Origin of the sequence: Mycobacterium innocens (assembly GCF_900566055.1) — a bacterium.
GTDB lineage: Bacteria > Actinomycetota > Actinomycetes > Mycobacteriales > Mycobacteriaceae > Mycobacterium > Mycobacterium innocens.
In genome coordinates this window covers 79,486-102,841 of record NZ_UPHQ01000104.1, presented here as the reverse complement: position 1 = coordinate 102,841, position 23,356 = coordinate 79,486, and the positions used below count along the sequence as shown (strand labels likewise).

Sequence of the window (23,356 nt, the reverse complement as noted above, 5' to 3'; positions counted from 1 at the left end):
ACAGGCATCATGTCTGCACCGACACTGGATCAGGACGCGGCGCCGCTGGCGGGTGAGGCGGCGCGCTCGCATGCCCGTGGCCGCCGCCTCGACCCCTGGGCGATCGCTTTGCTGGCGACGATCGTGAGCGGAGCCTGGGCCAGTCGGCCGTCGCTGTGGTTCGACGAGGGTGCGACGATCTCGGCTTCGGCACGGCGCACCCTGCCGGAGCTGTGGAATCTGCTGGGCCATATCGATGCGGTACACGGCCTGTACTACCTGCTGATGCACGGCTGGTTCGCGATCTTCCCGCCGACCGAGTTCTGGTCGCGGGTTCCCAGCAGCCTGGCCATCGGAGCCGCCGCCGGCGGCGTTGTCGTGTTCGCCAAGCAGTTTTCCGGCCGCAGCACCGCGTTGTGTGCGGGAGCCGTCTTTGCCATCCTGCCGCGGGTGACCTGGGCGGGCATCGAGGCGCGCTCCTCTGCATTGTCGGTGACGGCCGCGGTCTGGTTGACGGTGCTGCTGGTCATCGCGGTGCGGCGCAACAAGCCATGGCTGTGGCTGCTGTATGCGCTGGGGTTGATGCTGTCGATCTTGATCAGCATCAACTTGGGACTGCTGGTGCCGGTGTACGCCGCGCTGCTGCCCCTGCTGGCCCCGGCGCAATCGCGGAAAGCTCCCGCCATCTGGTGGGCGGTCGCCTCGCTGGCCGCGGTCGGGGCCATGACGCCCTTCGTCCTGTTCGCCCACGGACAGGTGTGGCAGGTCGGGTGGATCTCGGGGCTGAACCGAAACCTCTTCCTCGATGTGGTGCATCGCCAGTACTTCGACCACAGTGTTCCGTTCGCCATCTTGTCCGGCGTGGTCGTCGCCGTCGCCGTCGTGCTGCGGTTGACCGGCGCGCCGGGGCCCGGCCAGGGCACCCGACCGCTGCTGCTTGCCGGCGTGGCCTGGGTGGTCGTTCCCACCGCCGTCGTCCTGATCTACTCGGCGACCGTCGAACCCATCTACTACCCGCGCTACCTGATACTGACCGCCCCTGGGGCGGCGGTCATCCTGGCCATCTGCATCGTCACCGTCGCCCGCGAGCCCTGGCTCATAGCCGGCGCGGTGGCGCTCTTCGCCGCCGCGGCGTTCCCGAACTACTACTTCACCCAACGCGGGCCCTACGCCAAGGAGGGCTGGGATTACAGCCAGGTGGCCGACGTCATCAGTGCCCATGCCGCACCCGGTGATTGCCTGCTGGTGGACAACACCGTGCCGTGGAGACCGGGGCCGATCCGGGCGCTGCTGGCCACCCGGCCGGCAGCGTTCCGGTCGGTGGTCGACGTCGAACGCGGCGCCTACGGGCCCGAGGTCGGCACGCTGTGGGACGGCCACGTCGCGGTGTGGCTGACCACCGCCAAGATCAATAAATGCACGACGCTGTGGACGATCACCAACCGCGACAAATCATTGCCGGATCATCAAGTGGGACAACGTTTGTCGCCGGGAACGGCGTTCGGGCGCACGCCGGTGTACCAGTTTCCCGGCTACCTGGGCTTCCACATCGTCGAGCGGTGGCAGTTCCACTATTCGCAGGTCGTCAAATCAACCCGGTGACCGACGTTGGCGCTGGGTCGCCCGGTAGGAGGCGATGAACCCGAGGGCGGCCAGCACGGTGAATACCGCGAACAACCAGCGAGCGGCCGTCACTTCGCCCCCCTCGGCCCTGTTGACCACGACACCGGCCAGGCCGGCGCCGAAAGCCGCCGAGATCAGCTGCACGATGTTGATGGCCGCCGCCGCGGCGCCGCTCTCGGCCGGATCGTCGACGGAATCCATCGCCCACGCGGACAGATGCGGCCAGGCGATCCCGATCCCGGTCCCGGTGATCAGCAGCGCCAGCGCCCACAGCGCGACGACCCCCAGCGGGGCATCGGCACGCTGGGTGACAGCACCAAGCGCCAAGCCCGACGCCATCACCAACGGCGCTGCCGCCACCGCATGCCCGATCACCCGGGTGTTGTTCACCGATGCGCTGACAATCTCGCTGGCCGTCCAGCCCACCGCCAGTGACGCACCCAGGAATCCGGCCGCCACCGGTGTCAGGTTGCCCAACCGCTGACCGAACAACGGCACATAGGTGGTCACCATCGCGGCGACCATCTGCACGGACATGGTCAGGTAGATCCACTTCAACGGTCCAGGCCCAAACACGCTGTGCGGCAACACTGCTACGTGCAGCCGCCAGTCGACGACCACAAAGATCCCGATCAGCAGCACACTGGCGGCGAGCAGGCCGACGGTCTGCACCAGGTAGCGCGGGAGTTCGGCGACGCTGACTGCCAGGGCGGCAGCGCCCATCAACAACAACGACCACACCGGCACCTTGTGCGCGAAGGTCACCGGCTGCCCACCGCGTGCGCCGGCCCGGCTGCTCAGCACGGCCACTACCAACAGGGCCATCAGCCCGGACATCACCGCCATCGCAGCGAACGCCCACCGCCACAGCCCGAACTGCGCGAATAGTCCGCCCGTCGCCGGCCCGACCAGCGTCGCCACCCCCCACATGGCCGACACCAGCGCCGAGCCGCGCGTCCACAGCCGATGCGGCAGCGCAGCGTTGATCAGCGCGTAACCGAGTCCTGCCAGCAGTCCGCCGGCCACCCCCTGCAGGGTGCGTCCGGCGACCAGGGTCTCCATATTCGGCGCGGCCGCACACAACAGGCTCGCGACGCCGAAGACGGTCAGTCCCATCAGATACGAGGTGCGGGCACCGACCCGCAGCAGCATCGGGTTGACCGAGGTCGCCGCCACCACCGAACCGACCAGATACAGGGTCGTCACCCAGGCGTACAGCCGGCTGCCACCGATTTCGGCGATGGTGCTCGGAAGGAGGCTGACGGTCAGGAACTCGTTGGTGGCATACAGCGCAACGCCGCCGGCCAGCATGGTGGCCGTCCCCAAGTGCCTGCTCAGCAGTTCGCGCCAGCTGCCGGTCTCGCTCGCCGTCTCGGTCACAGCTACACCGTAGGCACCGCGTGGTCACCCCGAGTCACTTGAGCCCGGCAGCGTCCATCCCACGCAATTCCTTTTTCAGGTCGGCAATTTCGTCGCGGAACCGGGCAGCCAGCTCGAACTGCAGGTCGCGCGCGGCGGCCATCATCTGCTCGGTGAGGTCCTTGATCAGGTCGGCCAGCTCAGCGCGGGGCATGTTCGATGTGTCGCGGCCCTCGAAGACGCCGGCGCTGACCGCGCGGCCGGGCGCACCCTGGGCACGTCGCCCGCGGGACGCGTTGCGGCCCGACCCACCGATCGGAACGGACTCCGAGGCGTCGACATCAGCGGCCTCGCGGTAGACCTGGTCGAGGATGTCGGCGATCTTCTTGCGCAGCGGCTGCGGGTCGATCCCGTTGGCCTCGTTGTAGGCGATCTGCTTTGCCCGGCGCCGCTCGGTTTCGTCGATGGCCTCTTTCATCGAGTCGGTGATCTTGTCGGCGTACATGTGCACTTCGCCGGAGACGTTGCGGGCGGCGCGGCCGATCGTCTGGATCAGGCTGCGCGACGACCGCAAGAAGCCCTCCTTGTCGGCGTCGAGGATCGACACCAGCGACACCTCGGGAAGGTCCAGGCCCTCGCGCAACAGATTGATGCCGACCAGCACGTCGTAGTCGCCTAGGCGCAACTGGCGTAACAGTTCCACCCGCCGCAACGTGTCGACCTCGGAATGCAGGTAGCGCACCCGGATACCCATCTCCAGCAGGTAGTCGGTGAGGTCTTCGGCCATCTTCTTGGTCAGTGTGGTCACCAGCACCCGCTGATCGGCATCGGCGCGTTTGCGGATCTCCCCGATGAGATCGTCGATCTGCCCCTTGGTCGGTTTCACCACCACCTTCGGGTCCACCAGGCCGGTCGGCCGGATCACCTGCTCGACGAACTCGCCGCCGGACTGGCTGAGCTCGTACGGTCCCGGCGTGGCCGACAGATATACCGTCTGCCCGATTCGGGTGGCGAACTCCTCCCAGGTCAGCGGGCGGTTGTCGCACGCCGACGGCAGCCGGAACCCGTATTCGACCAGGTTGCGCTTGCGCGAGATATCACCCTCGTACATGCCGCCGATCTGCGGCACGGTGACGTGCGACTCGTCGATGACGAGCAGAAAGTCCTCCGGGAAGTAGTCGAGCAGTGTCGCCGGGGGCGAGCCCGGGCCGCGACCGTCGATATGCCTCGAATAATTCTCGATGCCCGAGCAGAACCCGACCTGCCGCATCATCTCGATGTCGTAGTTGGTGCGCATCCGTAGCCGCTGGGCTTCCAGCAGCTTGCCCTGCCCCTCCAATTCGGCGAGCCGCTCGGCCAGCTCCTCCTCGATGGTGGAGATCGCGTGTGCCATCCGCTCGGGCCCGGCCACGTAGTGAGTGGCCGGGAAGATCCGCAGCGAGTTGACCTGGCGGATCACCTCGCCGGTCAGCGGGTGCAGGTAATACAACGCCTCGATTTCATCGCCGAAGAACTCGATGCGAACCGCCAGCTCCTCGTAGGAGGGGATGATCTCCACGGTGTCGCCGCGCACCCGGAAGGAACCGCGGGTGAAGGAGAGATCGTTGCGGGTGTACTGCACGTCGACCAGCAGGCGCAGCAGCCCATCGCGCGGCACCTCGCTGCCTACCTGCAGCTCGACGGAGCGGTCCAGGTAGGACTGCGGGGTGCCCAGGCCGTAGATGCAGGACACCGAGGCCACCACCACCACGTCGCGACGGGACAGCAGCGCCGACGTGGCGGAGTGCCGCAACCGCTCCACGTCGTCGTTGATGGAGCTGTCCTTTTCGATGTAGGTGTCGGTCTGGGCGATGTACGCCTCCGGCTGGTAGTAGTCGTAGTACGACACGAAGTACTCGACCGCGTTGTGCGGCAACATCTCTCGCAGCTCGTTCGCGATCTGGGCGGCCAGCGTCTTGTTGGGTTCCATGACCAGGGTGGGCCGCTGCAAGCGCTCGATGAGCCACGCGGTGGTGGCCGATTTTCCGGTGCCGGTGGCGCCGAGGAGCACCACGTCACGCTCCCCCGCGTTGATCCGGCGCTCCAGCTCGTCGATGGCGGCCGGTTGGTCGCCGGCGGGCGCGTGCGGGCTGACCACCTCGAAGCGCGCGCCGGAGCGCACCAACCCTTCCACGTCCTCTGCGGCTGGGCGGTACTCGGAATGGGCAACTACTGGGTGTTCGGTGGCAAAAGCCATGTCATCAGGGTAGAACGAGGCACCGACACGTCTTAGCCGTGCCGGACCCACATGCGGCTTGCCGGGTCGCATTCGAGCAGGTAACCGTCGTTGAAGGCGGACACGGCGAACACCGGGATGTCCGGGCGGTCGCACGAGGCTCCGGCGGCGTGAACGCCGGTCGTGATCGGCGCTTTGTCCCAGGTGTTGCCCTCGCACACGACTTGCTCGTTGCTGGTCTGGTCGTAGGCGAGGTTGTCGTCGCGATCGCACGCCCCTTCGGGAACGGACTGCGATGAAACGCTCGAGCGCGGGGCGGGGGCGGCGACTGCTTGTGCGGGGTCGGACAGGACCACCGTCGACGGCACATCACCGATCCGGGTGGCGACCACCGGTACCCGCAGCACCGCCCCCCTGCGCGCCGCATTCGTCGACGACGCCGTCTCGGTAACCACGCCGCGCAGCATGCCGTCGGTTTGCGGTGCCAGTGACCAGGTGAGCGTTTCGTCCCGGGTGGCCCGCAGCTGCTCGTTCGGCTGTCGATCTGCTATGCAGGGTTCGTGCGGTGGCAGATCCGGCTGCGCCGCTAATGAGCCGCCAACGGTAAGGTGACGCCATCCACCCACCCAAGCACGAAACGTTCGACCTGGTGGCCCGCACCAACACCGATCCCAAAGGCATTGTGCGGGCCGTCGATGAGTACGCCGTGCATCCATGGGGGCTCTATCTTGCCCGGCCCACCCCCGGCCGGGCCCAGTTCCACTACCTCGAGTCCTGGCTGCTGCCGGCATTCGGGTTGCGCGCCACCGTCTTTCACTTCAACCCTGGCCACGAACGCGACTACGACCACTACCTCGACGTGGGTGAATACACGCCCGGGGCCGCGGTGTGGCGTTCCGAAGATCACTACCTCGACATCGAGGTCCGCACCGGACGGGGGGCCAGATTGGCCGACGTTGACGAGCTGCTGGATGCGGTCCGCCACGGACTGTTGCCCGCCGAGGTCGCTGAGCAGGCACTGCAGCGGGCGGTGACCGCCGTCGACGGCCTGGCCCGCCATGACTACGACCTGGTGCGCTGGTTGGCCAGCAACGGCATGGCGCTCACCTGGCGCTCCGGTTGATCGCCGGTCGCTGCGGGTCATTTGCGGCCATAGCGGGTATCCGTGTCGTATGCAATTGAGCGGATACCGGCGCATGGGGCTGCCCGGCGCCATCACCGTGCGCCGCGGCGCACCAGGAGGACGGCATCGCCCGAAGAAGCTGACGGCCGGGCAGGGACCACGGTTCGTCATCCGCCACCATGTGGCACACAGCGACCACTATGACTTGTCCCTCGAGATCGACGGCATGCTCGTCTGCTGGGCGATACCGCGAAGCCCGTCGACCGATCCGAAGGACAAGCGGATGGCCCTACGCACCGAGGACCACCCGGTGCAGTACGCCACATTCGAAGCGGACCGTGGCGTCATCGTCTGGGACCACGGCACCTACGCCAACATGACGGGGCACGATATGATCAAGGGCCTTGAGCGCGGCCATCTTTGGTTCCACCTGCGCGGCCGGACACTGCGCGGCGGCTACGCGCTCACCCGGATCCGCGAGGGCGAGGACGAGACCTGGCTCCTGACCAAACGCAACGACGCGGTTCGGCCCGCTGACGCCGACGCACGGCCCAAACTTGGTTAGGCCAAGTCGAATCGGTGCTATCCGGTCGCACGCTGGACGACTCGTCGTGACGGATTTCGTCAAACGCTTGCCGCGCAAGTCAATCCGGTTCGGCGACCCGCTGCGTGACCGCGCACCGGGCGTATCGTCATCGATATGAGCTCCACCACGCAGAAATGGTCTACGATCGCCGCGATGACGGCCGTCGCGGTCGGCTCACAACTAGACCTCGCAACCGCGCTTGCCGACCTCCACAACGTCACCTACATCGCCAGAATCGACGGTGTCGCGCCCGGTAGTCAGGCCACCTTCGTGCTCAACGGCGGCCAGACATCCACCGCCCCGCTGAGCCCGATGCCCGGCAACGTGTTCGAGGCCAACGAAGTACTGGCCGATCCGCAACAGGCAGGGATGCAGGTGTCGCTGAACTGGCCCTACTCGGCGAATGTCCACTGCGAAATCGACGTCGACGACAACGTCGCCACCCAAGTCGACCAGTTCGTCAGACCGAAGCAAGGCAACAGTGATCCCATGAGCGGGGTACTGCAGTGCGGCGCCCCGCTGCCCGGCACCTAACCGGTCACCTACGGAACGCGCCGGGTCTTAGGGTTGCCAGCCGACGGAATCGGCCCAGTCCCACGCCCGCCGGTAGGCGTCGAGAAACCACGGCTCTTTGGCTGCCGCGTAGTGCGCGATGTCGCCGGCACCCGATGCCGCGCTCTGCTCGGCGGCCCGCTTGAGCGACAGGTAGTCGGCCCGCACACCGGGGTTGGCCCGTAGCCAGTCCACGAACAGCAGCGCGAACTGCTGATTGGGCCAACCGTCCACCCGGATATGTACATTCGTCGGCCGCCCGGGATCGGCTGAGGCGTGAAAGCGCTTGTGCCACAATGCAGCATCGGAACTATGGTCGTAGTGGTCGACGGTGCTGCGCGCATCGTCTTTGGCGACGTCCTGGGTGACGTGCTCCCCCCGCGGATAACCGGCGGATAGCAGCGAGTCGGCGAGTTCGTCTGCCACCGCCAGTGATTCGACGGTGATCTGGATGTCGATGACGTCCTTGGCTCCGAAATCGGGATAGCCCGGCACCGCCGTTGAACCGATATGGTCCACTCGCAGCGCCCGGTGGCCACACGCCGTCCTGAGCCGGTTGACGATGCGGCGGGCCTGGTCCGGCCAACTCGGATCGACCGGTACCAGCCGTGCCGGGGGGCAGACGATCCGACGCTCGCTGAGGTTGTGGGCGAACGGCAGTATTCGGTTGTACCAAACGTCGCGGGCCCGCTCGACCAAGACGTCCACGCTGCCCGAGTTGTCCAGCCAGACATCGGCGACTTCACGGCGCTGCTCGTCGGTGGCCTGCGCGGCGATCCGGGCCCGGGCGTCCTCTTCTGACATGCCGCGCTGCTCGACCAGCCGTCGCACCCGGTGTTCGGCGTCGGCATGCACGATCACCACCAGCGGGAACAGCGGCGCCATCCCCGATTCGACCAGCAGCGGAATATCTTCGACGACAACCACTTCTTCAGATACCGCCGCGATGATCTCGGCGCGGCGGCGGGCCACCAGCGGGTGAACGATCCCGTTGAGTTTCGCCCGCGCCTCGTCATCCCGAAACGCCTTGGCGGCCAACGCCGGTCGATCCAGCGCCCCGCTCGGGAGCAAGATGTCGTCGCCGAAGGCGTTGACCAGTGCCGCAAGCCCCTCGGTGCCCGGCTCGACTACCTCGCGGGCCAGTACATCCCCGTCGACGATGATTCCACCGCACTGCGCGAACGTGGTGGACAGCACCGACTTGCCGGCGCCAATGCCGCCGGTGAGTCCGATGCGCAGCATCGGCGACTAAGCGTTGCCGGCGAGTTTTTCCCGCAGCGCCGCCAGCTGCGCGTCGCTGGCCAGTGACCCACCCGCGGCCTTCTCCGTCGACGCCGGGCTGCCCGAGGGCTGCTCGCCACCGCCGTGTCCGGCCGCCTCGGCCGCGGCGAACTTCTCCATCTGCGCGGTGTGCATCTTGTGCCGCCGCTCGGCCTCGGCGTAGCGAGCTTCCCATTCGGTGCGCTGCGCGTCGAAACCTTCCATCCACTCGTTGGTGTCGGGATCGAAGCCCTCGGGGAAAATGTAGTTGCCCTGCTCGTCGTAGCTGTCGGCCATGCCGTACTTCGCCGGGTCGAACTCCTCGGTGTAGTCCTCGTTGGCCTGCTTGAGCGACAAGGAAATCCGGCGGCGCTCCAGGTCGATGTCGATGACCTTGACCATCGCGTCGTCGCCGACGGCAACCACCTGGTCGGGCACCTCGACGTGGCGCTCGGCCAGCTCGGAAATGTGCACCAGGCCTTCGATGCCCTCCTCGACGCGGACGAACGCGCCGAACGGCACCAGCTTGGTGACCTTGCCCGGCACGATCTGCCCGATCGCATGGGTGCGCGCGAAGTGGCGCCACGGGTCTTCCTGAGTTGCCTTCAGCGACAACGAAACCCGCTCGCGGTCCATATCCACGTCGAGCACCTCGACGGTGACCTCGTCGCCCACCTGAACCACCTCGGACGGGTGGTCGATGTGCTTCCAAGACAACTCGGAGACGTGCACCAGACCGTCCACACCGCCGAGATCGACGAAGGCGCCGAAATTGACGATCGAGGAGACCACGCCCTTGCGGATGGTGCCCTTCTGCAGGTTGTTGAGGAACTCGCTGCGCACCTCAGACTGAGTCTGCTCCAGCCAGGCCCGCCGCGACAGGACCACGTTGTTGCGGTTCTTGTCCAGCTCAATAATCTTGGCTTCGATCTCCTTGCCGATGTACGGCTGTAGGTCGCGGACCCGGCGCATCTCCACCAGCGAGGCGGGCAGGAAGCCGCGCAACCCGATGTCGAGGATCAGGCCGCCCTTGACCACCTCGATGACGGTGCCCTTGACGGCCTCGTCCTTCTCCTTGAGCGCCTCGATGGTGCCCCAGGCGCGCTCATATTGGGCGCGCTTCTTCGACAGGATCAGCCGGCCCTCTTTGTCCTCCTTGGTGAGCACCAGGGCCTCGACCTTGTCGCCGACGGAAACGACCTCGTTGGGGTCGACGTCGTGCTTGATGGAGAGTTCGCGGGCGGGGATGACCCCTTCAGTCTTGTAGCCGATGTCGAGGAGCACCTCGTCCCGGTCCACTTTGACGATGGTGCCTTCGACGATGTCGCCATCGTTGAAGTACTTGATCGTTTTGTCTATTGCTGCGAGAAAGTCCTCGGAGGAGCCAATGTCGTTGACGGCTACTTGCGGCGAGGTGACGGCGGGACTCGGCATATTGTTGGGTTGCTCCGGACAGGGTCGGTCGTAGGGACTGGGACGTTGAATTGTTGATATGACCCGCCATCGAGCACCGACGGGCATCTGTCGAGGCTACTCGACTGTGTACATGCTGGACAAACCGCACCATCCGTCGCGCCCGCACTAGCCAGGGGGCATCTGTTGCCGTCGTGCTGTCGATGGTCCTCGGGCTTTACATCGAGTCGCTGATCAGCCGCGGTGAGACCGTGTCGGTCAGCTAAGCGTCGGTCACGATCGGCGCCGCTGGGTCGAATAAGCCACAAAGGGCCTATTACCTGCTGCTGATGCTGACCGGCCACCGCCGCAATGAGCTCAACTTGCTCACCCACTGAACTGATCCGAGCCGACCTGGTCGGTGCGGTTTCGCCTCGCTGGAGAACACGCAACGCTGGCCACGTGTTGATCGGCTACCTGAGTGCGGTCGCCATGCACGCGCTGTGGATCTGGAGGGCCGCAAACACGCCCTGGGCTGCTGGATTCAAGACTCTGAAGGGGCGAAGTTTTGGCAGAAGGTGGTCATCGATCTGCGCAACCGTGGAGTGCGTGACATCTTGATCGCCTGCTGCGACGGACTGACTGGTCTGCCCGATGCCATCCGCTCGATTTATCCCGATACCGTGGTGCAGACCTGTCTGGTGCATGTCATCCGCAATGCGATGCGGTTCGTTTCATACCAAGACCGGCGAAAGGTCGCCTCATCCATGCGTGCGATTTACAGCGCGCCGGCCGTGGATGCCACCGAGCTGGCACTCAAGGAATTCCAGACCGTCTACGGCCAACGGTACCCCGGGGCGATCGACGTGTGGCACAACGCCTGGCCGGAATTTGTGTCATTCCTGGATTACCCGGTCGAATTGCGCAAGATCGTCTACACCACCAATGCGATCGAGTCGATCAACTTCCAGCTGCGCAAGATCACCAAGAACCGCGGCCATTTCCCTGACAAGGACGCCGCGATGAAGTTGCTGTATCTCGGGCTGCGCAATATCTCTAGCAAGGAGGAGGTTATTCGGGTAGTGGAACGCCCAACTGGACCGCGGCGTTGAACACACTGGCCCGGCTCTTCCCAGGCCGAATTCCGTTGTGTTAGAATACAACTCGTAGTCCAGTCACCTCTGACTTACACAAAATTCGTGACAGGCTCACAGATCCCGGTACACATCGCCGAGAAAACGGGTGTCCACGCCAGCGAACGGATACAACGGCTCACCCGTCGCGCTCTGCTGCCACCAGAACTCCAGCAACGCCCGCGCTGCATCACCGGACGGTCAGACCAGGTGCAGGGGTGAATACTCGTCCACCAATCCCCTTGTCGCGGTGAACTTCCCGAAGTGCGCGATGATGTGGTGCAGCCATTCGCGGTCGGTGTGCTCAGGATGCTGCTGAAAGTGTAGGAACGTCGCGCATCCAGCGCGAGGCCGCGTTCGTCAGCGGTGACACCGCCGAACCAGCGGGGCGTCACCAGCGCATTGTCCTCGCAGTGGCGCGCGAGCACCGTCATCAGCACCCACGCCACCGTCGCGTGGGTGACCCGGTCGTTGCGCCACTGCTGCCACGACGCCGCGGTGCGCTGCGCTGCGCCGCGACCGCCGTTTCGTAGTCCATTTCCATACCTCAAGTACACCCGGCTGGCACAGGTCGTGGTCGTCGCCGTCGACCCGCGCCCGCAAGTCGGCTTCGAGCCCAGACACTTGCCGACGCAGCGCGGCCACCAGATCCGCTGCGGTCCAACTCACTTTCCGCGCTCTTCGATCGTCACTGGCGAGCGCCTGCCGGCTTGCCACTCACACCTTCCCCCTTATTCGGTCTCACGCGGATGCCCGGGCCCCGCGTGGCGCAGCCATAACGTGTGCTTCTCGACATCGACGAGGTACCAGAGCCTTCCGCCGCCGGTCACCTCGTACTGCCACTGCTCCATCTCCACCCCACCGTGCGCGGCCGACGCCAGCCGACCCTTGAGCCGGTGATGCCGCGGCGTTGGCGCCGGACTTTCCGGACGGCCGCGCAGCTCATTCCACGCAACCTCGGTGTTCGCTGCGGCTTGCTGGCATAACGACTCCCATCCCTTGACCGCCTCGCTGGTCGCGAACCGCAACTCCCACTGCCCCCGCGTGGCCGGCGGTGCGACCCGATCTCCCCGTTTCGGACTCACTCAGGCGCCGGGCACCCTTCCGTAATCGGCGTCGCTCGGCGCGGTCAGGACCGCCGCCAACTCCGGATCGGCGAGCACCTCCGCGGTGTGTCGCCAACTCTCGATCAGCTGAGCCACCGGCGCCGGGTTGTCGATTGAATCCGCGGCGCGCATCGTCGCCACTAACTCGTCGACGAACTCGTGGATTTCCGCACGCGACAAGAACGCCACCCACGGGAACGCCTCCGGCAACGCCTCGGTCACCAGGTCACGTGCCCCGCGGTCGTGCCGCATCATCGCCACGAACAGCCGAGAGGTCGCCGACGCCGCCTCCCGCTCCTGGGCCGCCCGCGAGGCGGTAGTCAGGACCAGATCCTCGGCGTCGCGCCGGCGCACCCGCAGCGGCCGTCCCGCCGAACTGCGCAGCCAACGCTCGATGGTCGCCTTGCCCTTCAACTGCAGATCGGAAAACGACACCTCGTCCATGACATTAAAATTACTTCTAAAGTCGCCCCCATGTCGAGATCGCTGGTGTGTGTTCGGCTGCGTTGTCATGTGTGGACGGCATCCGCCGCGGCTCGCCAAAGTAAGAACTGCGCGGGCGAGCCCAGATCTTAGTGCGCCGCCGCATCCCAGCTGCGCCCGAAGCCCACCGACACCTCCAGCGGAACATCCAGCGGGTAGGCGCCGCCCATCTTCTCGCGCACCAGCGCCTCGACGCGCTCGCGCTCACCCGGTGCGATCTCGAACAGCAATTCGTCGTGGACCTGCAGCAGCATGCGCGACGCCAGGCCGGCCTCGGTGAGCGCCTTGTCGACCTCGATCATCGCCACCTTGATGATGTCGGCCGCGCTGCCCTGGATCGGCGCGTTGAGCGCCGCCCGCTCGGCGGCCTCACGCACCTGGCGATTGCTGCTGTCCAGCTCGGGCAGATAGCGCCGGCGCCCCAACACGGTGGAGGTGTAGCCGTCCTTGCGAGCCTGCTCGACCACGGCCATCAGGTAGTCACGCACCCCGCCGAATCGGGCGAAGTATTGGTCCATCTGGACCTTCGCCTCTTCGGTGGAGATCTTCAACTGAGTGGACAGCCCATAGGCACTCAACCCGTAGGCCAGGCCGTACGACATCGCCTTGACTCGGCGGCGCAACTCGCCGGTCACTTCCTCGATCGGCACGCCGAACGCCCTTGACGCCACGAACGAATGCAGATCCTCGCCGGTGTTGAAGGCTTCGATGAGGCCGGCGTCGCGGGACAGATGCGCCATGATCCGCATCTCGATCTGGCTGTAGTCGGCGGTCATCAGCTCGCTGTAGCCGGCGCCCACCACGAAAGCGTCGCGGATCTGACGACCGGCATCGGTGCGGATCGGGATGTTCTGCAGGTTCGGCTCGGTAGACGAAAGCCGGCCGGTGGCCGCGATCGTCTGGTTGAACGTGGTGTGAATGCGGCCGTCGGCGGCCACCGAGTTCAACAACCCGTCGACGGTCACCTTCAATCGGGTGACGTCGCGGTGCGCCAGCAGATGCTGCAGGAACGGGTGCCCGGTCTTGTCAAAAAGACCCTGCAGCGCGTCGGCATCGGTGGTGTAGCCGGTCTTGGTCCGTTTGGTCTTCGGCATGCCGAGTTCGTCGAACAGCACCACCTGCAGCTGCTTGGGCGAGCCGAGGTTGATCTGCTTGCCGATGACGGCGTACGCGGCCTCGGCGGCGTCGCGGATCTGGTCGGCGAACTGGCTTTGCAGTTCGGCCAGCATCGGCATGTCGACGGCGATCCCGGCACGCTCTATGTCCGCCAGCACCCGCTGCACCGGCAGTTCCATCTCGGCCAGCAAGGCCGTGGAGTCGATGCGGGCCAGCTCGGCGTCCAGCGCTTCGGCCAGATCCACCACGGCACGAGCCCGCAAGATCGTGGTTTGGACGGCCTGGTCGTCCACTCCCTCGATGTCGTCGAGCAGTGAAAGCTGTTGCTGCTCAGGGGTTTCCGCCCGCAGCTCACGACGCAGGTAGCGCAGCGAGAGATCGTCGAGGGTGAAGCTGCGCTGCCCCGGCCGTACCAGGTAGGCCGCCAGCGCGGTGTCAGAGGTGACGCCGTCCAGAGTCCAGCCGCGGCCGCTGAGGTCGTGGATGGCCATCTTGGCCTCATGCAGCGCTTTGGGTTTGGCGGGGTCGGCCAGCCAGGCCGCCAGCGCGGCGTCGTCGTCGGGCGTCACGGTCGCGGTCTCGACGTAGCCACCCTCCCCGTCGGCGGCGGCGATCCCCAGGGCGGTGGCGTCGCCGCCGTGAGGCAGATGTGTGCCCACCACCGTCAGGCCGGAGCGGCGCCCGTCGCTGGCGTGCTCGGCCAGCCACTTCGCCACCGTGCCGGGCTCCAGCGCCCCGCCGCGAACGTCGAACCCCTCCTCGACCTCGGGTTCGGCGGCGACCAGGGTGTCGAACAGCCGGTCGCGCAGCACCCGGAATTCGAGATCGTCGAAAAGCCGGTGAATGTGGTCGCGGTCCCAGGGCTGCAGCCGTAACGTGTCCGGGGTTTGGGCCAGCGGCACGTCGCGGACCAGGTCGGTGAGTTCGCGGTTGCGCACCACGCTGGCCAGATTGGCGCGCAGCGCGTCGCCGACCTTGCCGCGCACCGAGTCGACGTTGTCGACCAGCCCCTGCAGGGAGCCGTATTCGGCGATCCACTTGGTCGCGGTCTTCTCCCCCACCCCGGGAATGCCGGGCAGGTTGTCGCTGGGGTCGCCGCGCAGCGCGGCGAAGTCCGGATACTGCGCCGGGGTGAGCCCGTACTTCTCGACCACGGCCTCGGGGGTGAAGCGAGTCAGTTCGCTGACGCCTTTGCGCGGATAGAGCACCGTCACGTCGTCGCTGACCAGCTGCAAGGAGTCGCGGTCGCCGGTGACGACCAGCACCCGATACCCTTCCTTCTCGGCCTGGGAAGCCAACGTCGCGATGATGTCGTCGGCTTCGAAACCCGGTTCGGCGAGCACCGTGATGCCCAGCGCTCCCAGTACCTCCTTGGTGATGTCGATCTGCCCGTGGAATTCGTCGGGCGTCGATGACCGGTTGGCCTTGTACTCCGGGTAACGCTCGGAGCGGAAGGTCTGCCGGGACACGTCGAAGGCCGCGGCGATGTGCGTCGGGGCCTCGTCGCGAAGCAGGTTGATCAGCATGGCGGTGAAGCCGTAGACCGCGTTGGTGGTCAGGCCGCCGCGGGTCTTGAAGTTCTCCACGGGCAGTGCGTAGAACGCCCGAAATGCCAGCGAGTTGCCATCCAGCAACATCAACGTCGGCTTGGCCTGATCCTCACTGGCGGTGCTCACGGATCACACTCTATGCACCTGGTCCGACGCGGTATGCGGCGCCGGAACTGCAACACGTTTCAGTTTTGTGCATCCGCTCGGTAGGCTGGGCCGGTGCCCGAGGTCACCAGCCAAGCACCGGCCATTGACGGGTGGTTCACCACCGACGAGGCCGGCAACCCGCATCTGACCGGCAGCAAGTGCCCGCAGTGCGGCACCTACGTCTTCCCGCCGCGAGACAACAACTGCCCCAACCCGGCCTGCGAGTCCGACACGCTAGAGTCCGTCGCGTTGTCTCGGCGCGGAAAGCTCTGGAGCTACACCGAAAATCGTTATGCCCCACCGCCGCCCTATCCCTCCCCCGACCCCTTCGAGCCGTTCGCCGTCGCCGCGGTGGAGCTGGCCGACGAGGGGCTGATCGTGCTGGGCAAGGTGGTCGAGGGCACACTGGCCGCCGACTTGAAAGTGGGCATGGAGATGGAGCTGACCACCATGCCGCTGTTCACCGACGACGACGGTGTGCAACGCATCGTCTACGCGTGGAGGATCGCCCAGACATGAGCACGCCCGAACCGCTGTACATCCTCGGCGCCGGAATGCACCCGTGGGGCAAGTGGGGCACCGACTTCACCGAGTACGGGGTGGTAGCCGCGCGGGCCGCGCTGCGCGACGCCGGCCTCGACTGGCGTCAGATCCAATTGGTGGCCGGGGCCGACACCATCCGCAACGGCTACCCGGGCTTTGTCGCCGGCGCCACGTTCGCCCAGAAGCTGGGCTGGAACGGCGTGCCGGTCAGCTCCAGCTACGCCGCGTGCGCCAGCGGCTCCCAGGCACTGCAAAGCGCCCGGGCCCAGATCCTGGCCGGTTTCTGCGATGTGGCGCTGGTGATCGGCGCCGACACCACGCCGAAAGGCTTTTTCGCCCCGGTGGGCGGCGAACGCAAGAATGATCCCGACTGGCAGCGGTTCCACCTCATCGGGGCCACCAACCCGGTGTACTTCGCGCTGCTGGCGCGGCGACGGATGGACCTCTACGGAGCCACGCACGAGGACTTCGCCCAGGTGAAGGTCAAGAACTCCCGGCATGGCCTGCACAACCCGAACGCCCGGTTCCGCAAGGAGACATCGATCGACGACGTGCTGGCCAGCCCGGTGGTCGCTGATCCGCTGCGCCTGCTGGACATCTGCGCCACCTCCGACGGCGCCGCGGCGCTGATCGTGGCCAGCGCGAAGTTCGCCCGCGCGCATCTCGGCTCGCTGGAGGGGGTGCCGTCGGTGCGCGCGGTCAGCACCGTCACCCCGCGCTACCCACAGCATTTGCCCGAATTGCCCGATATCGCAACGGATTCCACCGCGGCGGTACCCGCGCCGGACCGGGTGTTCAAGGATCAGATCCTGGACGCGGCCTACGCGGAGGCCGGCATCGGGCCCGAGGACCTGAGCCTGGCCGAGGTCTACGACCTGTCCACCGCGCTGGAACTCGACTGGTACGAGCATCTGGGACTGTGCGCCAAAGGCGAAGCCGAGTCGCTGCTGCGCAGCGGCGCGACCACCATCGGCGGCAGGGTCCCGGTCAACCCCTCGGGCGGCCTGGCGTGCTTCGGCGAGGCGATCCCCGCGCAGGCGATCGCCCAGGTGTGCGAGCTGACCTGGCAGCTGCGTGGTCAGGCGACCGGCCGGCAGGTGCCGAACGCCAAGGTGGGCGTCACCGCGAACCAGGGTCTGTTCGGCCACGGCTCGTCGGTGATCGTGGCGCGTTAGACGCTGCCGGGCAGACACAGAATCGCACTCCGCTGCGCGGATCGGTGCGATTCTGTGTCTGCTCGCCGGAAGGCGGCTGCCGCACGGCGGCTACTTGGCAGACGTGTCCAGGGTTTCCAGGACGACTTCGGCCACCCGCTTCATGGTGGTCCGCCGATCCATGGCGGCGCGCTGGATCCACTTGAACGCCTCCGGCTCGGTCATGCCCTGCTTGGCCTGCAGCAGACCTTTGGCACGTTCGACGAGCTTGCGCGTTTCCAGACGGTCGGACAGCGCCGCCACTTCTTGTTCCAGCGCGGTGATCTCGCTGAACCGGCTGACAGCCAACTCAATGGCCGGGATCAGGTCGCTGGCAGTGAAGGGCTTCACCAGATAGGCCATGGCCCCCGCGTCGCGTGCGCGTTCCACGAGATCGCGCTGGCTGAACGCGGTGAGCACCACGATCGGCGCGATGCGCTTACTGGCGATCTCCGACGCCGCGTCGATCCCGTCGCGGCGCGGCATCTTCACGTCCATGATCACCAGATCGGGCTTGTGCCGCTCGGCCAGTTCGACGGCTTCCTGGCCGTCGCCGGCCTCTCCGACTATGTCGTACCCCTCCTCTCGCAGCATCTCGGCGAGGTCCATTCGGATGAGCGCTTCGTCTTCCGCGATCAAGACACGGTGTGGCTTTGCGGCATCGGCGTCGTTGGTGGGGCCGGTCATGACGGACATTGTGGCGTGAGCGGCTGAGACGGGAAACCTTGGGGGGCGGTGAGTCGGGATGACGGCATCAATCCGCTATGGTTGGAGGCTGCTCTGAGGTGGAAAGCCGAAGCGGAACAACCTCAGCCCTCGTATCCCAACTGGCAGAGGAAACGGACTCAAAACCCGTCCAGTGTGGGTTCGAATCCCACCGAGGGCACTCCGGGATCATGCTGCACACCATTGGCCACGGCGCCAAGACGGCCGGGCAACTCACCGACGCGCTGCGCCGGCACGACATCAAGCTGCTGGTCGATGTCCGCAGTTTCCCCGGCTCGCGTCGCAACCCCGACGTCTCCAAACAAGTGATGCCCGATTGGCTGGGCGCCGCCGGGATCGGCTACCGGCACGAACCTGATCTCGGTGGCCGCCGCAAACCGCCCGCGAGCCCGGTACCGCGTGATCTCTGGTGGGAAAACCCGGCGTTTGCGAATTACGCGGCGCACACCCGTACACCCGGCTTTCGCGCGGCATACCAGCGGCTGCTACGGGATGCCGACACCTGCAACGTGGCGGTGATGTGTGGGGAACCGACGTGGTGGCGCTGTCACCGGCGCGGATTGGCTCACCCATGACATCGCCGAGGGGTCCTGAGTCTTGGCAGGTGGCCGACAATATCGAGCCCAACGGTTACGCTTTTGATCGTGGCGGCTAAGAAACGCGGTGCCTCACGGAAACTATCCGAGGGCTCATCCCGCCACGACTGCGTCACGGTGGTGCGCGAGCAAACCCGCGAGTTCGACCAGCATTATGCCCGCAGTGCGGCGCGCCGGGCCCGGCTGCTCAGTATCGCGGCCTGGCTGGCCGTGATGGTCAGTGCGAGCTTCGTGCTGATGCAATTTCTGACCGATGCCTGGGTCTGGCCGCTGAGTTGGATCAACATCGCCGCGGCCGTGGTCTTCGCGATCGTCCCGATGCTGCACCGCTTCGGTGAATTGGTGGCAGCGCTGACCTTTATCGGAGCCGCCTATGTTGCCGTCTTCGCCAGCTGCTGGAGCGTCGGCACCGGGTCCGGTGCGCAGTTCTTCTTTCTCGTCGGCGCCTGCCTGGTGGTGCTGGTGCTGGGCATTGAACACATCGTGCTGGCCAGCGGACTGGCGGCCCTTGCCACCGTGTTGATCATCGCGGTGGAATTCCTGGTCCCCCGCAACACCGGAATTCAGCCCGCCTGGGCTCAGTCGGTGGGCTTCGTCGTCACCACGGTCTCGGCCTGCGTCGTGGTGGTCGTGTCGGTCTGGTTTGCCCTGCGGGACACCGCGCGCGCCGAAGCGATCATGGAAGCCCAATACGACCGCTCCGAGGCCCTGCTGGCCAACATGTTGCCGGCCAGCATCGCCGAACGGCTCAAGCATCCCGAGCGAGACGTCATCGCCGACAAATACGACGAGGCCTCGGTGCTGTTCGCCGACATCGTCGGTTTCACCGAGCGGGCCAGCAGCGCCGCGCCGGCCGACCTCGTCCGATTCCTGGACCGGTTGTACAGCGCTTTCGACCCATTGGTGGACAAGCATGGACTGGAAAAGATCAAGGTCAGTGGCGACTGCTACATGGTTGTCAGCGGCGTGCCACGGCCTCGGCCCGACCATGTGCAGGCACTCGCCGACTTTGCACTCGACATGGTCGGCGTCGCAGCCGGATTGACGGACCCACAAGGCGGCCCGGTACCACTGCGGGTCGGCCTGGCCACGGGTCCGGTGGTCGCCGGCGTGGTGGGTTCGCGCCGCTTTTTCTACGACGTATGGGGCGACGCGGTCAATGTCGCGTCGCGGATGGAGTCCACCGACTCGGTGGGCAAGATCCAAGTGCCGGATGAGGTCTACCAGCGCTTGAAGGACGACTTCGTGCTGCAGGAGCGCGGACACATCAACGTCAAGGGCAAAGGCGTCATGCGCACCTGGTATCTGCTCGGCCGCAGGCCGGCGGAGCAGCCGGCCGATGCGCCTGCCGAGGAGCCAAGCACCGCCGGCGTCTGACACCTCAACGCAACCGGGCGGGCACCGGCGGTTCACCACTATGCCAAAACCCGTCACATGCGTCACACTGGTGCCATGCAAACCGCACCCGTCTCGGGCCCCGTCCCCCGCTTGTTGCCGCATCTGTGGAAGTCAACGCTGTTATCGGGACTCCTGTCGCTGATCCTCGGCGTCCTGATCCTGGTCTGGCCAGGGAAATCGGTCCTGGTGGCCGCCGTCGCGTTCGGCGTCTACCTCGTCGTGACCGGCATCGCGCAGGTCGTCCTCGCGTTCAGCCTGCACGTTTCGGCCGGCAGCCGGATCCTGGCGTTCATCAGCGGCGCGGCCTCGCTGATCCTGGCCGTACTGGCGTTCCGCCATTTCGGCAACGCGGTCCTGTTGCTGGCCATTTGGATCGGTATCGGGTTCATCTTCCGCGGCGTCGCCACAACCGTGTCCGCGATCAACGATCCGACCCTGCCGGGACGGGGATGGCAGATCTTCGTCGGGGTTATCAGCCTGATCGCCGGCGTCGTGGTGTTGGCCGCGCCGTTCGAGTCGATCATCACCTTGGCCATCGTCGTGGGTGTGTGGCTGGTCATTATCGGCGCCTGCGAGATCGTGTCGGCGTTCGGCATCCGTAAGGCGGCTAAAGCACTGGGGCTATAAGTTCTCCGATAAGCGTCACTCGCGTCAACGCCGACGCATCTACTACACTTCGTCGTAGCCCGCTGTAAGGCCTGCACCCCCGGGAGATGACAGATGAATGTCGTCGATATTTCGCGCTGGCAGTTCGGTATCACTACCGTCTACCACTTCATCTTCGTGCCCCTCACCATCGGCCTGGCCCCGCTTCTTGCCGTGATGCAAACGGTGTGGGTGGTCACCGGCAACCCGGCCTGGTATCGGCTGACCAAGTTCTTCGGGAAGTTGTTCTTGATCAACTTCGCCATCGGCGTAGCGACCGGGATCGTGCAGGAGTTTCAGTTCGGCATGAACTGGAGCGAGTATTCGCGATTCGTCGGCGACATCTTCGGCGCACCGCTGGCGATGGAGGGCCTGATGGCCTTCTTCTTCGAATCGACGTTCCTTGGGCTGTGGATCTTCGGTTGGAGCAGGCTGCCCCGGCTGGTCCACCTGGCCTGCATCTGGATCGTCGCGATCGCGGTCAACGTCTCGGCATTCTTCATCATCTCGGCGAACTCGTTCATGCAGCATCCGGTCGGGGCGCACTACAACCCTGCGACCAAACGCGCAGAGCTGAACAGCATTACCGCGCTTCTCACCAATAACACTGCGATAGCGGCGTTTTCACACACCGTTACGGGATCGTTGCTGACCGCGGGAACCTTCGTCGCCGCCGTCAGCGCATGGTGGCTGGTGCGTTCGAACACCGCCCCCGTTGCGCCCGGCACCCGCGCCATGTATCGCCCGGCGACCATCCTGGGCTGTTGGGTTGCGCTGATCGCCACCGTCGGCTTGTTCTTCACCGGTGACCACCAGGGCAAGCTGATGTTTACGCAGCAACCGATGAAAATGGCGTCCGCGGAATCGCTCTGCGACACCCAGACCGATCCGGACTTTTCCATCCTGACGGTCGGCCGGCAAAACAATTGCGACAGCCTCACCCGGGTCCTCGAGGTGCCCTACGTGTTGCCGTACCTTGCCCAGGGCCACACCACCGGTGTCACATTGCAAGGTGTCCGCGATTTGCAGCAGGACTACAACCAACGATTCGGCCCGAATGATTACCGGCCCAATCTATTCGTCACCTACTGGTCATTTCGCGCGATGATCGGGTTTCTCGCGATTCCGGTCCTGTTCGCGTTGCTGGCCCTGTGGCTGACCCGTGGCGGACGGATCCCGGGTCGGCGGTGGTTTGCCTGGTTTGCGCTGTTCACGATTCCCGCGCCGTTCCTGGCCAACATGTTCGGATGGGTGTTCACCGAGATGGGCCGTCAGCCCTGGATCGTGGCTCCCAACCCGACCGGTGACCAGCAGGTTCGACTCACCGTCGGAACCGCTGTCTCGAGCCACCCATTCGGCGTGGTCGTCACCTCATTGGCGACGTTTACGCTCGTCTACGCGGTGCTCGCGGTCATCTGGTTCTGGCTGCTCAAACGCTATGTCGCCGAAGGTCCGCAGGAGCACGACGCGGAGCCGGCGGCGCCTCCGGCTCCCGGCAGCGACGAGGTGGCACCGCTGTCGTTCGCTTACTGAGAGCCACTGATGCTTTCTGAGAGCCACTGACCCAGAAGGGAGATGACCGGTGGGGCTCCAACAATTGTGGTTCGCTGTCATCGGGGTGCTGTTCCTCGGTTTCTTGGTTCTCGAGGGATTCGACTTCGGTGTCGGCATGCTGATGGAGCCGCTGGCTCGGGTGGCCCCGGGCGATGCTGAAATCCAACGGCGAGCCGTACTGAACACCATCGGCCCGGTCTGGGACGGTAACGAGGTCTGGTTGCTCACCGCCGGCGCGGGAATGTTCGCGGCGTTTCCCGGCTGGTATGCAACCGTATTTTCGGCGTTGTATTTACCGCTGCTGGCCATCTTGTTCGGCATGATCCTGCGTGCGGTGGCCATCGAATGGCGGGGCAAGGTCGATGACACCAAATGGCGAGCCTGGGCCGATTTCGGTATTGCCGCGGGGTCTTGGCTGCCCGCAGTGCTGTGGGGCGTCGCGTTCGCCATCCTGGTGCGCGGACTCCCGGTCGACAGCAATGCTCACCTGCATCTGGCCATCGGCGATGTGCTCAACGCCTATACGCTGCTGGGCGGTCTGGCCACCGCCGGGTTGTTCCTGCAGTACGGTGCGGTGTTCATCGCCTTGAAAACCGCCGGGCCGATCCGCGACAGCGCCTACCGGATCGCGGTGTGGCTCGCTCTTGCAGCGACGGTCCTGGTTGGCGGATTCGGAGTGTGGACCCAGCTGGCGTATGGCAAGCAATGGACCTGGGCGGCGCTGGGCGTGGCGGTGATCGCCCAGGTGGCGGCCGTACTGCTGGTATGGCGGCGCGCATCCGACGGGTTTGCGTTCCTGAGCACGCTTGTGGTCGTCGCGGCCGTCGTGGTCTTGTTGTTCGGCGTGCTGTACCCGAACCTGGTGCCGTCGACGCTGAACGAGCAGTGGAACGTCACGATCTACAACGCCTCGTCGACGCCGTACACCCTGAAGATCATGACCTGGGTGACGGCCATCTTCGCGCCGCTGACGGTGGTGTACCAGGCCTGGACGTATTGGGTTTTCCGGCAACGCATTTCGGCTGAGCGGATACCTCCGTCCATCGGTCTGGCGAGGCGCCCGTCCTGAGCGCGACG

Annotated in this window: 20 protein-coding genes, 1 tRNA gene and 1 pseudogene; 13 read left to right on the top strand and 9 right to left on the bottom strand. The window is 65.8% G+C overall.

Annotated elements, in window-relative coordinates:
• Window positions 1-9 precede the first annotated feature (9 nt).
• Entirely contained in the window at window positions 10-1,581 is a 1,572-nt protein-coding gene (locus tag EET03_RS12220) for a mannosyltransferase (protein ID WP_122508761.1), read from the top strand.
• Here the strand turns inward: EET03_RS12220 and EET03_RS12215 are convergent.
• Genes EET03_RS12215 through EET03_RS12205 form a run of 3 tightly spaced genes read right to left on the bottom strand, consistent with a single transcriptional unit; the run spans window position 1,570 to window position 5,802 of the window.
• Entirely contained in the window at window positions 1,570-2,982 is a 1,413-nt protein-coding gene (locus tag EET03_RS12215; protein WP_075542904.1) for an MFS transporter, read from the bottom strand. The genes EET03_RS12220 and EET03_RS12215 overlap by 12 nt on opposite strands.
• Before the next feature lie 34 nt (window positions 2,983-3,016).
• The gene (gene uvrB / locus EET03_RS12210; protein WP_075542903.1) at window positions 3,017-5,197 is read right to left on the bottom strand and encodes an excinuclease ABC subunit UvrB; all 2,181 of its coding nucleotides are present in this window, start codon (window positions 5,195-5,197) and stop codon (window positions 3,017-3,019) included.
• Window positions 5,198-5,229: 32 nt separating this feature from the next.
• A complete protein-coding gene (locus tag EET03_RS12205) occupies window positions 5,230-5,802 on the bottom strand; it encodes a hypothetical protein (protein ID WP_075542902.1) in 573 nt (190 codons plus the stop codon).
• A 56-nt stretch (window positions 5,803-5,858) separates the two neighbouring features.
• On the opposite strand from EET03_RS12205, the gene EET03_RS12200 reads away from it, so the two are divergent.
• The 3 genes from EET03_RS12200 to EET03_RS12190 all read left to right on the top strand — a co-directional run bounded on the left by EET03_RS12200 (window position 5,859) and on the right by EET03_RS12190 (window position 7,419).
• Entirely contained in the window at window positions 5,859-6,299 is a 441-nt protein-coding gene (locus EET03_RS12200) for a ribonuclease FAU-1 family protein (protein ID WP_075542921.1), read from the top strand.
• A gap of 49 nt (window positions 6,300-6,348) precedes the next feature.
• Window positions 6,349-6,864 (top strand): DNA polymerase ligase N-terminal domain-containing protein, encoded by a 516-nt coding sequence (locus EET03_RS12195; RefSeq protein ID WP_244232329.1) that lies wholly within the window; start codon window positions 6,349-6,351, stop codon window positions 6,862-6,864.
• Window positions 6,865-6,999: 135 nt separating this feature from the next.
• Window positions 7,000-7,419, top strand: coding sequence for a hypothetical protein (locus EET03_RS12190; protein WP_075542900.1), 420 nt, complete (start codon window positions 7,000-7,002; stop codon window positions 7,417-7,419).
• Between the two features lie 27 nt (window positions 7,420-7,446).
• Here the strand turns inward: EET03_RS12190 and coaE are convergent, their stop codons facing one another.
• Window positions 7,447-8,679 carry a dephospho-CoA kinase gene (gene coaE / locus EET03_RS12185; RefSeq protein ID WP_075542899.1) on the bottom strand — a complete coding sequence of 411 codons (1,233 nt, stop codon included), beginning with the start codon at window positions 8,677-8,679 and terminating at the stop codon, window positions 7,447-7,449.
• A 6-nt stretch (window positions 8,680-8,685) separates the two neighbouring features.
• Window positions 8,686-10,131 carry a 30S ribosomal protein S1 gene (gene rpsA / locus EET03_RS12180; RefSeq protein WP_036415302.1) on the bottom strand — a complete coding sequence of 482 codons (1,446 nt, stop codon included), beginning with the start codon at window positions 10,129-10,131 and terminating at the stop codon, window positions 8,686-8,688.
• A 452-nt stretch (window positions 10,132-10,583) separates the two neighbouring features.
• Here rpsA and EET03_RS12175 point away from each other — a divergent pair.
• A pseudogene (locus EET03_RS12175) lies at window positions 10,584-11,245 on the top strand (IS256 family transposase); the annotation flags it as partial.
• A 708-nt stretch (window positions 11,246-11,953) separates the two neighbouring features.
• Here EET03_RS12175 and EET03_RS12165 read toward each other — a convergent pair.
• The 3 genes from EET03_RS12165 to polA form a co-directional block, all read right to left on the bottom strand.
• Window positions 11,954-12,307, bottom strand: coding sequence for a hypothetical protein (locus tag EET03_RS12165; RefSeq protein WP_075542897.1), 354 nt, complete (start codon window positions 12,305-12,307; stop codon window positions 11,954-11,956).
• Window positions 12,308-12,772: a hypothetical protein gene (locus EET03_RS12160; protein ID WP_075542896.1), complete on the bottom strand. Its 465-nt coding sequence runs from the start codon at window positions 12,770-12,772 to the stop codon at window positions 12,308-12,310. It abuts the gene before it with no gap.
• 128 nt (window positions 12,773-12,900) lie between these two features.
• Complete coding sequence (gene polA, locus EET03_RS12155) at window positions 12,901-15,564, bottom strand: DNA polymerase I (RefSeq protein WP_099194380.1); 2,664 nt, start codon at window positions 15,562-15,564, stop codon at window positions 12,901-12,903.
• A gap of 132 nt (window positions 15,565-15,696) precedes the next feature.
• Here polA and EET03_RS12150 point away from each other — a divergent pair, with 132 nt between their 5' ends.
• Together EET03_RS12150 and EET03_RS12145 are read left to right on the top strand one after the other, a co-directional pair.
• The gene (locus EET03_RS12150) at window positions 15,697-16,143 is read left to right on the top strand and encodes a Zn-ribbon domain-containing OB-fold protein (RefSeq protein WP_075542894.1); all 447 of its coding nucleotides are present in this window, start codon (window positions 15,697-15,699) and stop codon (window positions 16,141-16,143) included.
• Window positions 16,140-17,342, top strand: a complete 1,203-nt coding sequence (locus EET03_RS12145) for a lipid-transfer protein (protein WP_075542893.1) — start codon at window positions 16,140-16,142, stop codon at window positions 17,340-17,342. The genes EET03_RS12150 and EET03_RS12145 overlap by 4 nt, the downstream gene beginning before the upstream one ends.
• 90 nt (window positions 17,343-17,432) lie before the next feature.
• On the opposite strand, the gene EET03_RS12140 is transcribed toward EET03_RS12145, so the two are convergent.
• The gene (locus EET03_RS12140) at window positions 17,433-18,047 is read right to left on the bottom strand and encodes an ANTAR domain-containing response regulator (protein WP_063468863.1); all 615 of its coding nucleotides are present in this window, start codon (window positions 18,045-18,047) and stop codon (window positions 17,433-17,435) included.
• 125 nt (window positions 18,048-18,172) lie between these two features.
• On the opposite strand from EET03_RS12140, the gene EET03_RS12135 reads away from it, so the two are divergent.
• The 6 genes from EET03_RS12135 to cydB all read left to right on the top strand — a co-directional run bounded on the left by EET03_RS12135 (window position 18,173) and on the right by cydB (window position 23,348).
• Window positions 18,173-18,246, top strand: a tRNA-Leu gene (locus EET03_RS12135).
• A 10-nt stretch (window positions 18,247-18,256) separates the two neighbouring features.
• Window positions 18,257-18,661 (top strand): DUF488 domain-containing protein, encoded by a 405-nt coding sequence (locus EET03_RS12130; RefSeq protein WP_082274661.1) that lies wholly within the window; start codon window positions 18,257-18,259, stop codon window positions 18,659-18,661.
• A gap of 69 nt (window positions 18,662-18,730) precedes the next feature.
• Window positions 18,731-20,059, top strand: a complete 1,329-nt coding sequence (locus tag EET03_RS12125; protein ID WP_075542920.1) for an adenylate/guanylate cyclase domain-containing protein — start codon at window positions 18,731-18,733, stop codon at window positions 20,057-20,059.
• Window positions 20,060-20,116: 57 nt separating this feature from the next.
• Window positions 20,117-20,707 (top strand): HdeD family acid-resistance protein, encoded by a 591-nt coding sequence (locus EET03_RS12120; protein ID WP_099194153.1) that lies wholly within the window; start codon window positions 20,117-20,119, stop codon window positions 20,705-20,707.
• 93 nt (window positions 20,708-20,800) lie between these two features.
• Window positions 20,801-22,258: a cytochrome ubiquinol oxidase subunit I gene (locus tag EET03_RS12115; RefSeq protein ID WP_063468856.1), complete on the top strand. Its 1,458-nt coding sequence runs from the start codon at window positions 20,801-20,803 to the stop codon at window positions 22,256-22,258.
• Window positions 22,259-22,307: 49 nt separating this feature from the next.
• Window positions 22,308-23,348 (top strand): cytochrome d ubiquinol oxidase subunit II, encoded by a 1,041-nt coding sequence (gene cydB, locus EET03_RS12110; protein WP_075542892.1) that lies wholly within the window; start codon window positions 22,308-22,310, stop codon window positions 23,346-23,348.
• The last annotated feature ends 8 nt before the right edge of the window (window positions 23,349-23,356 follow it).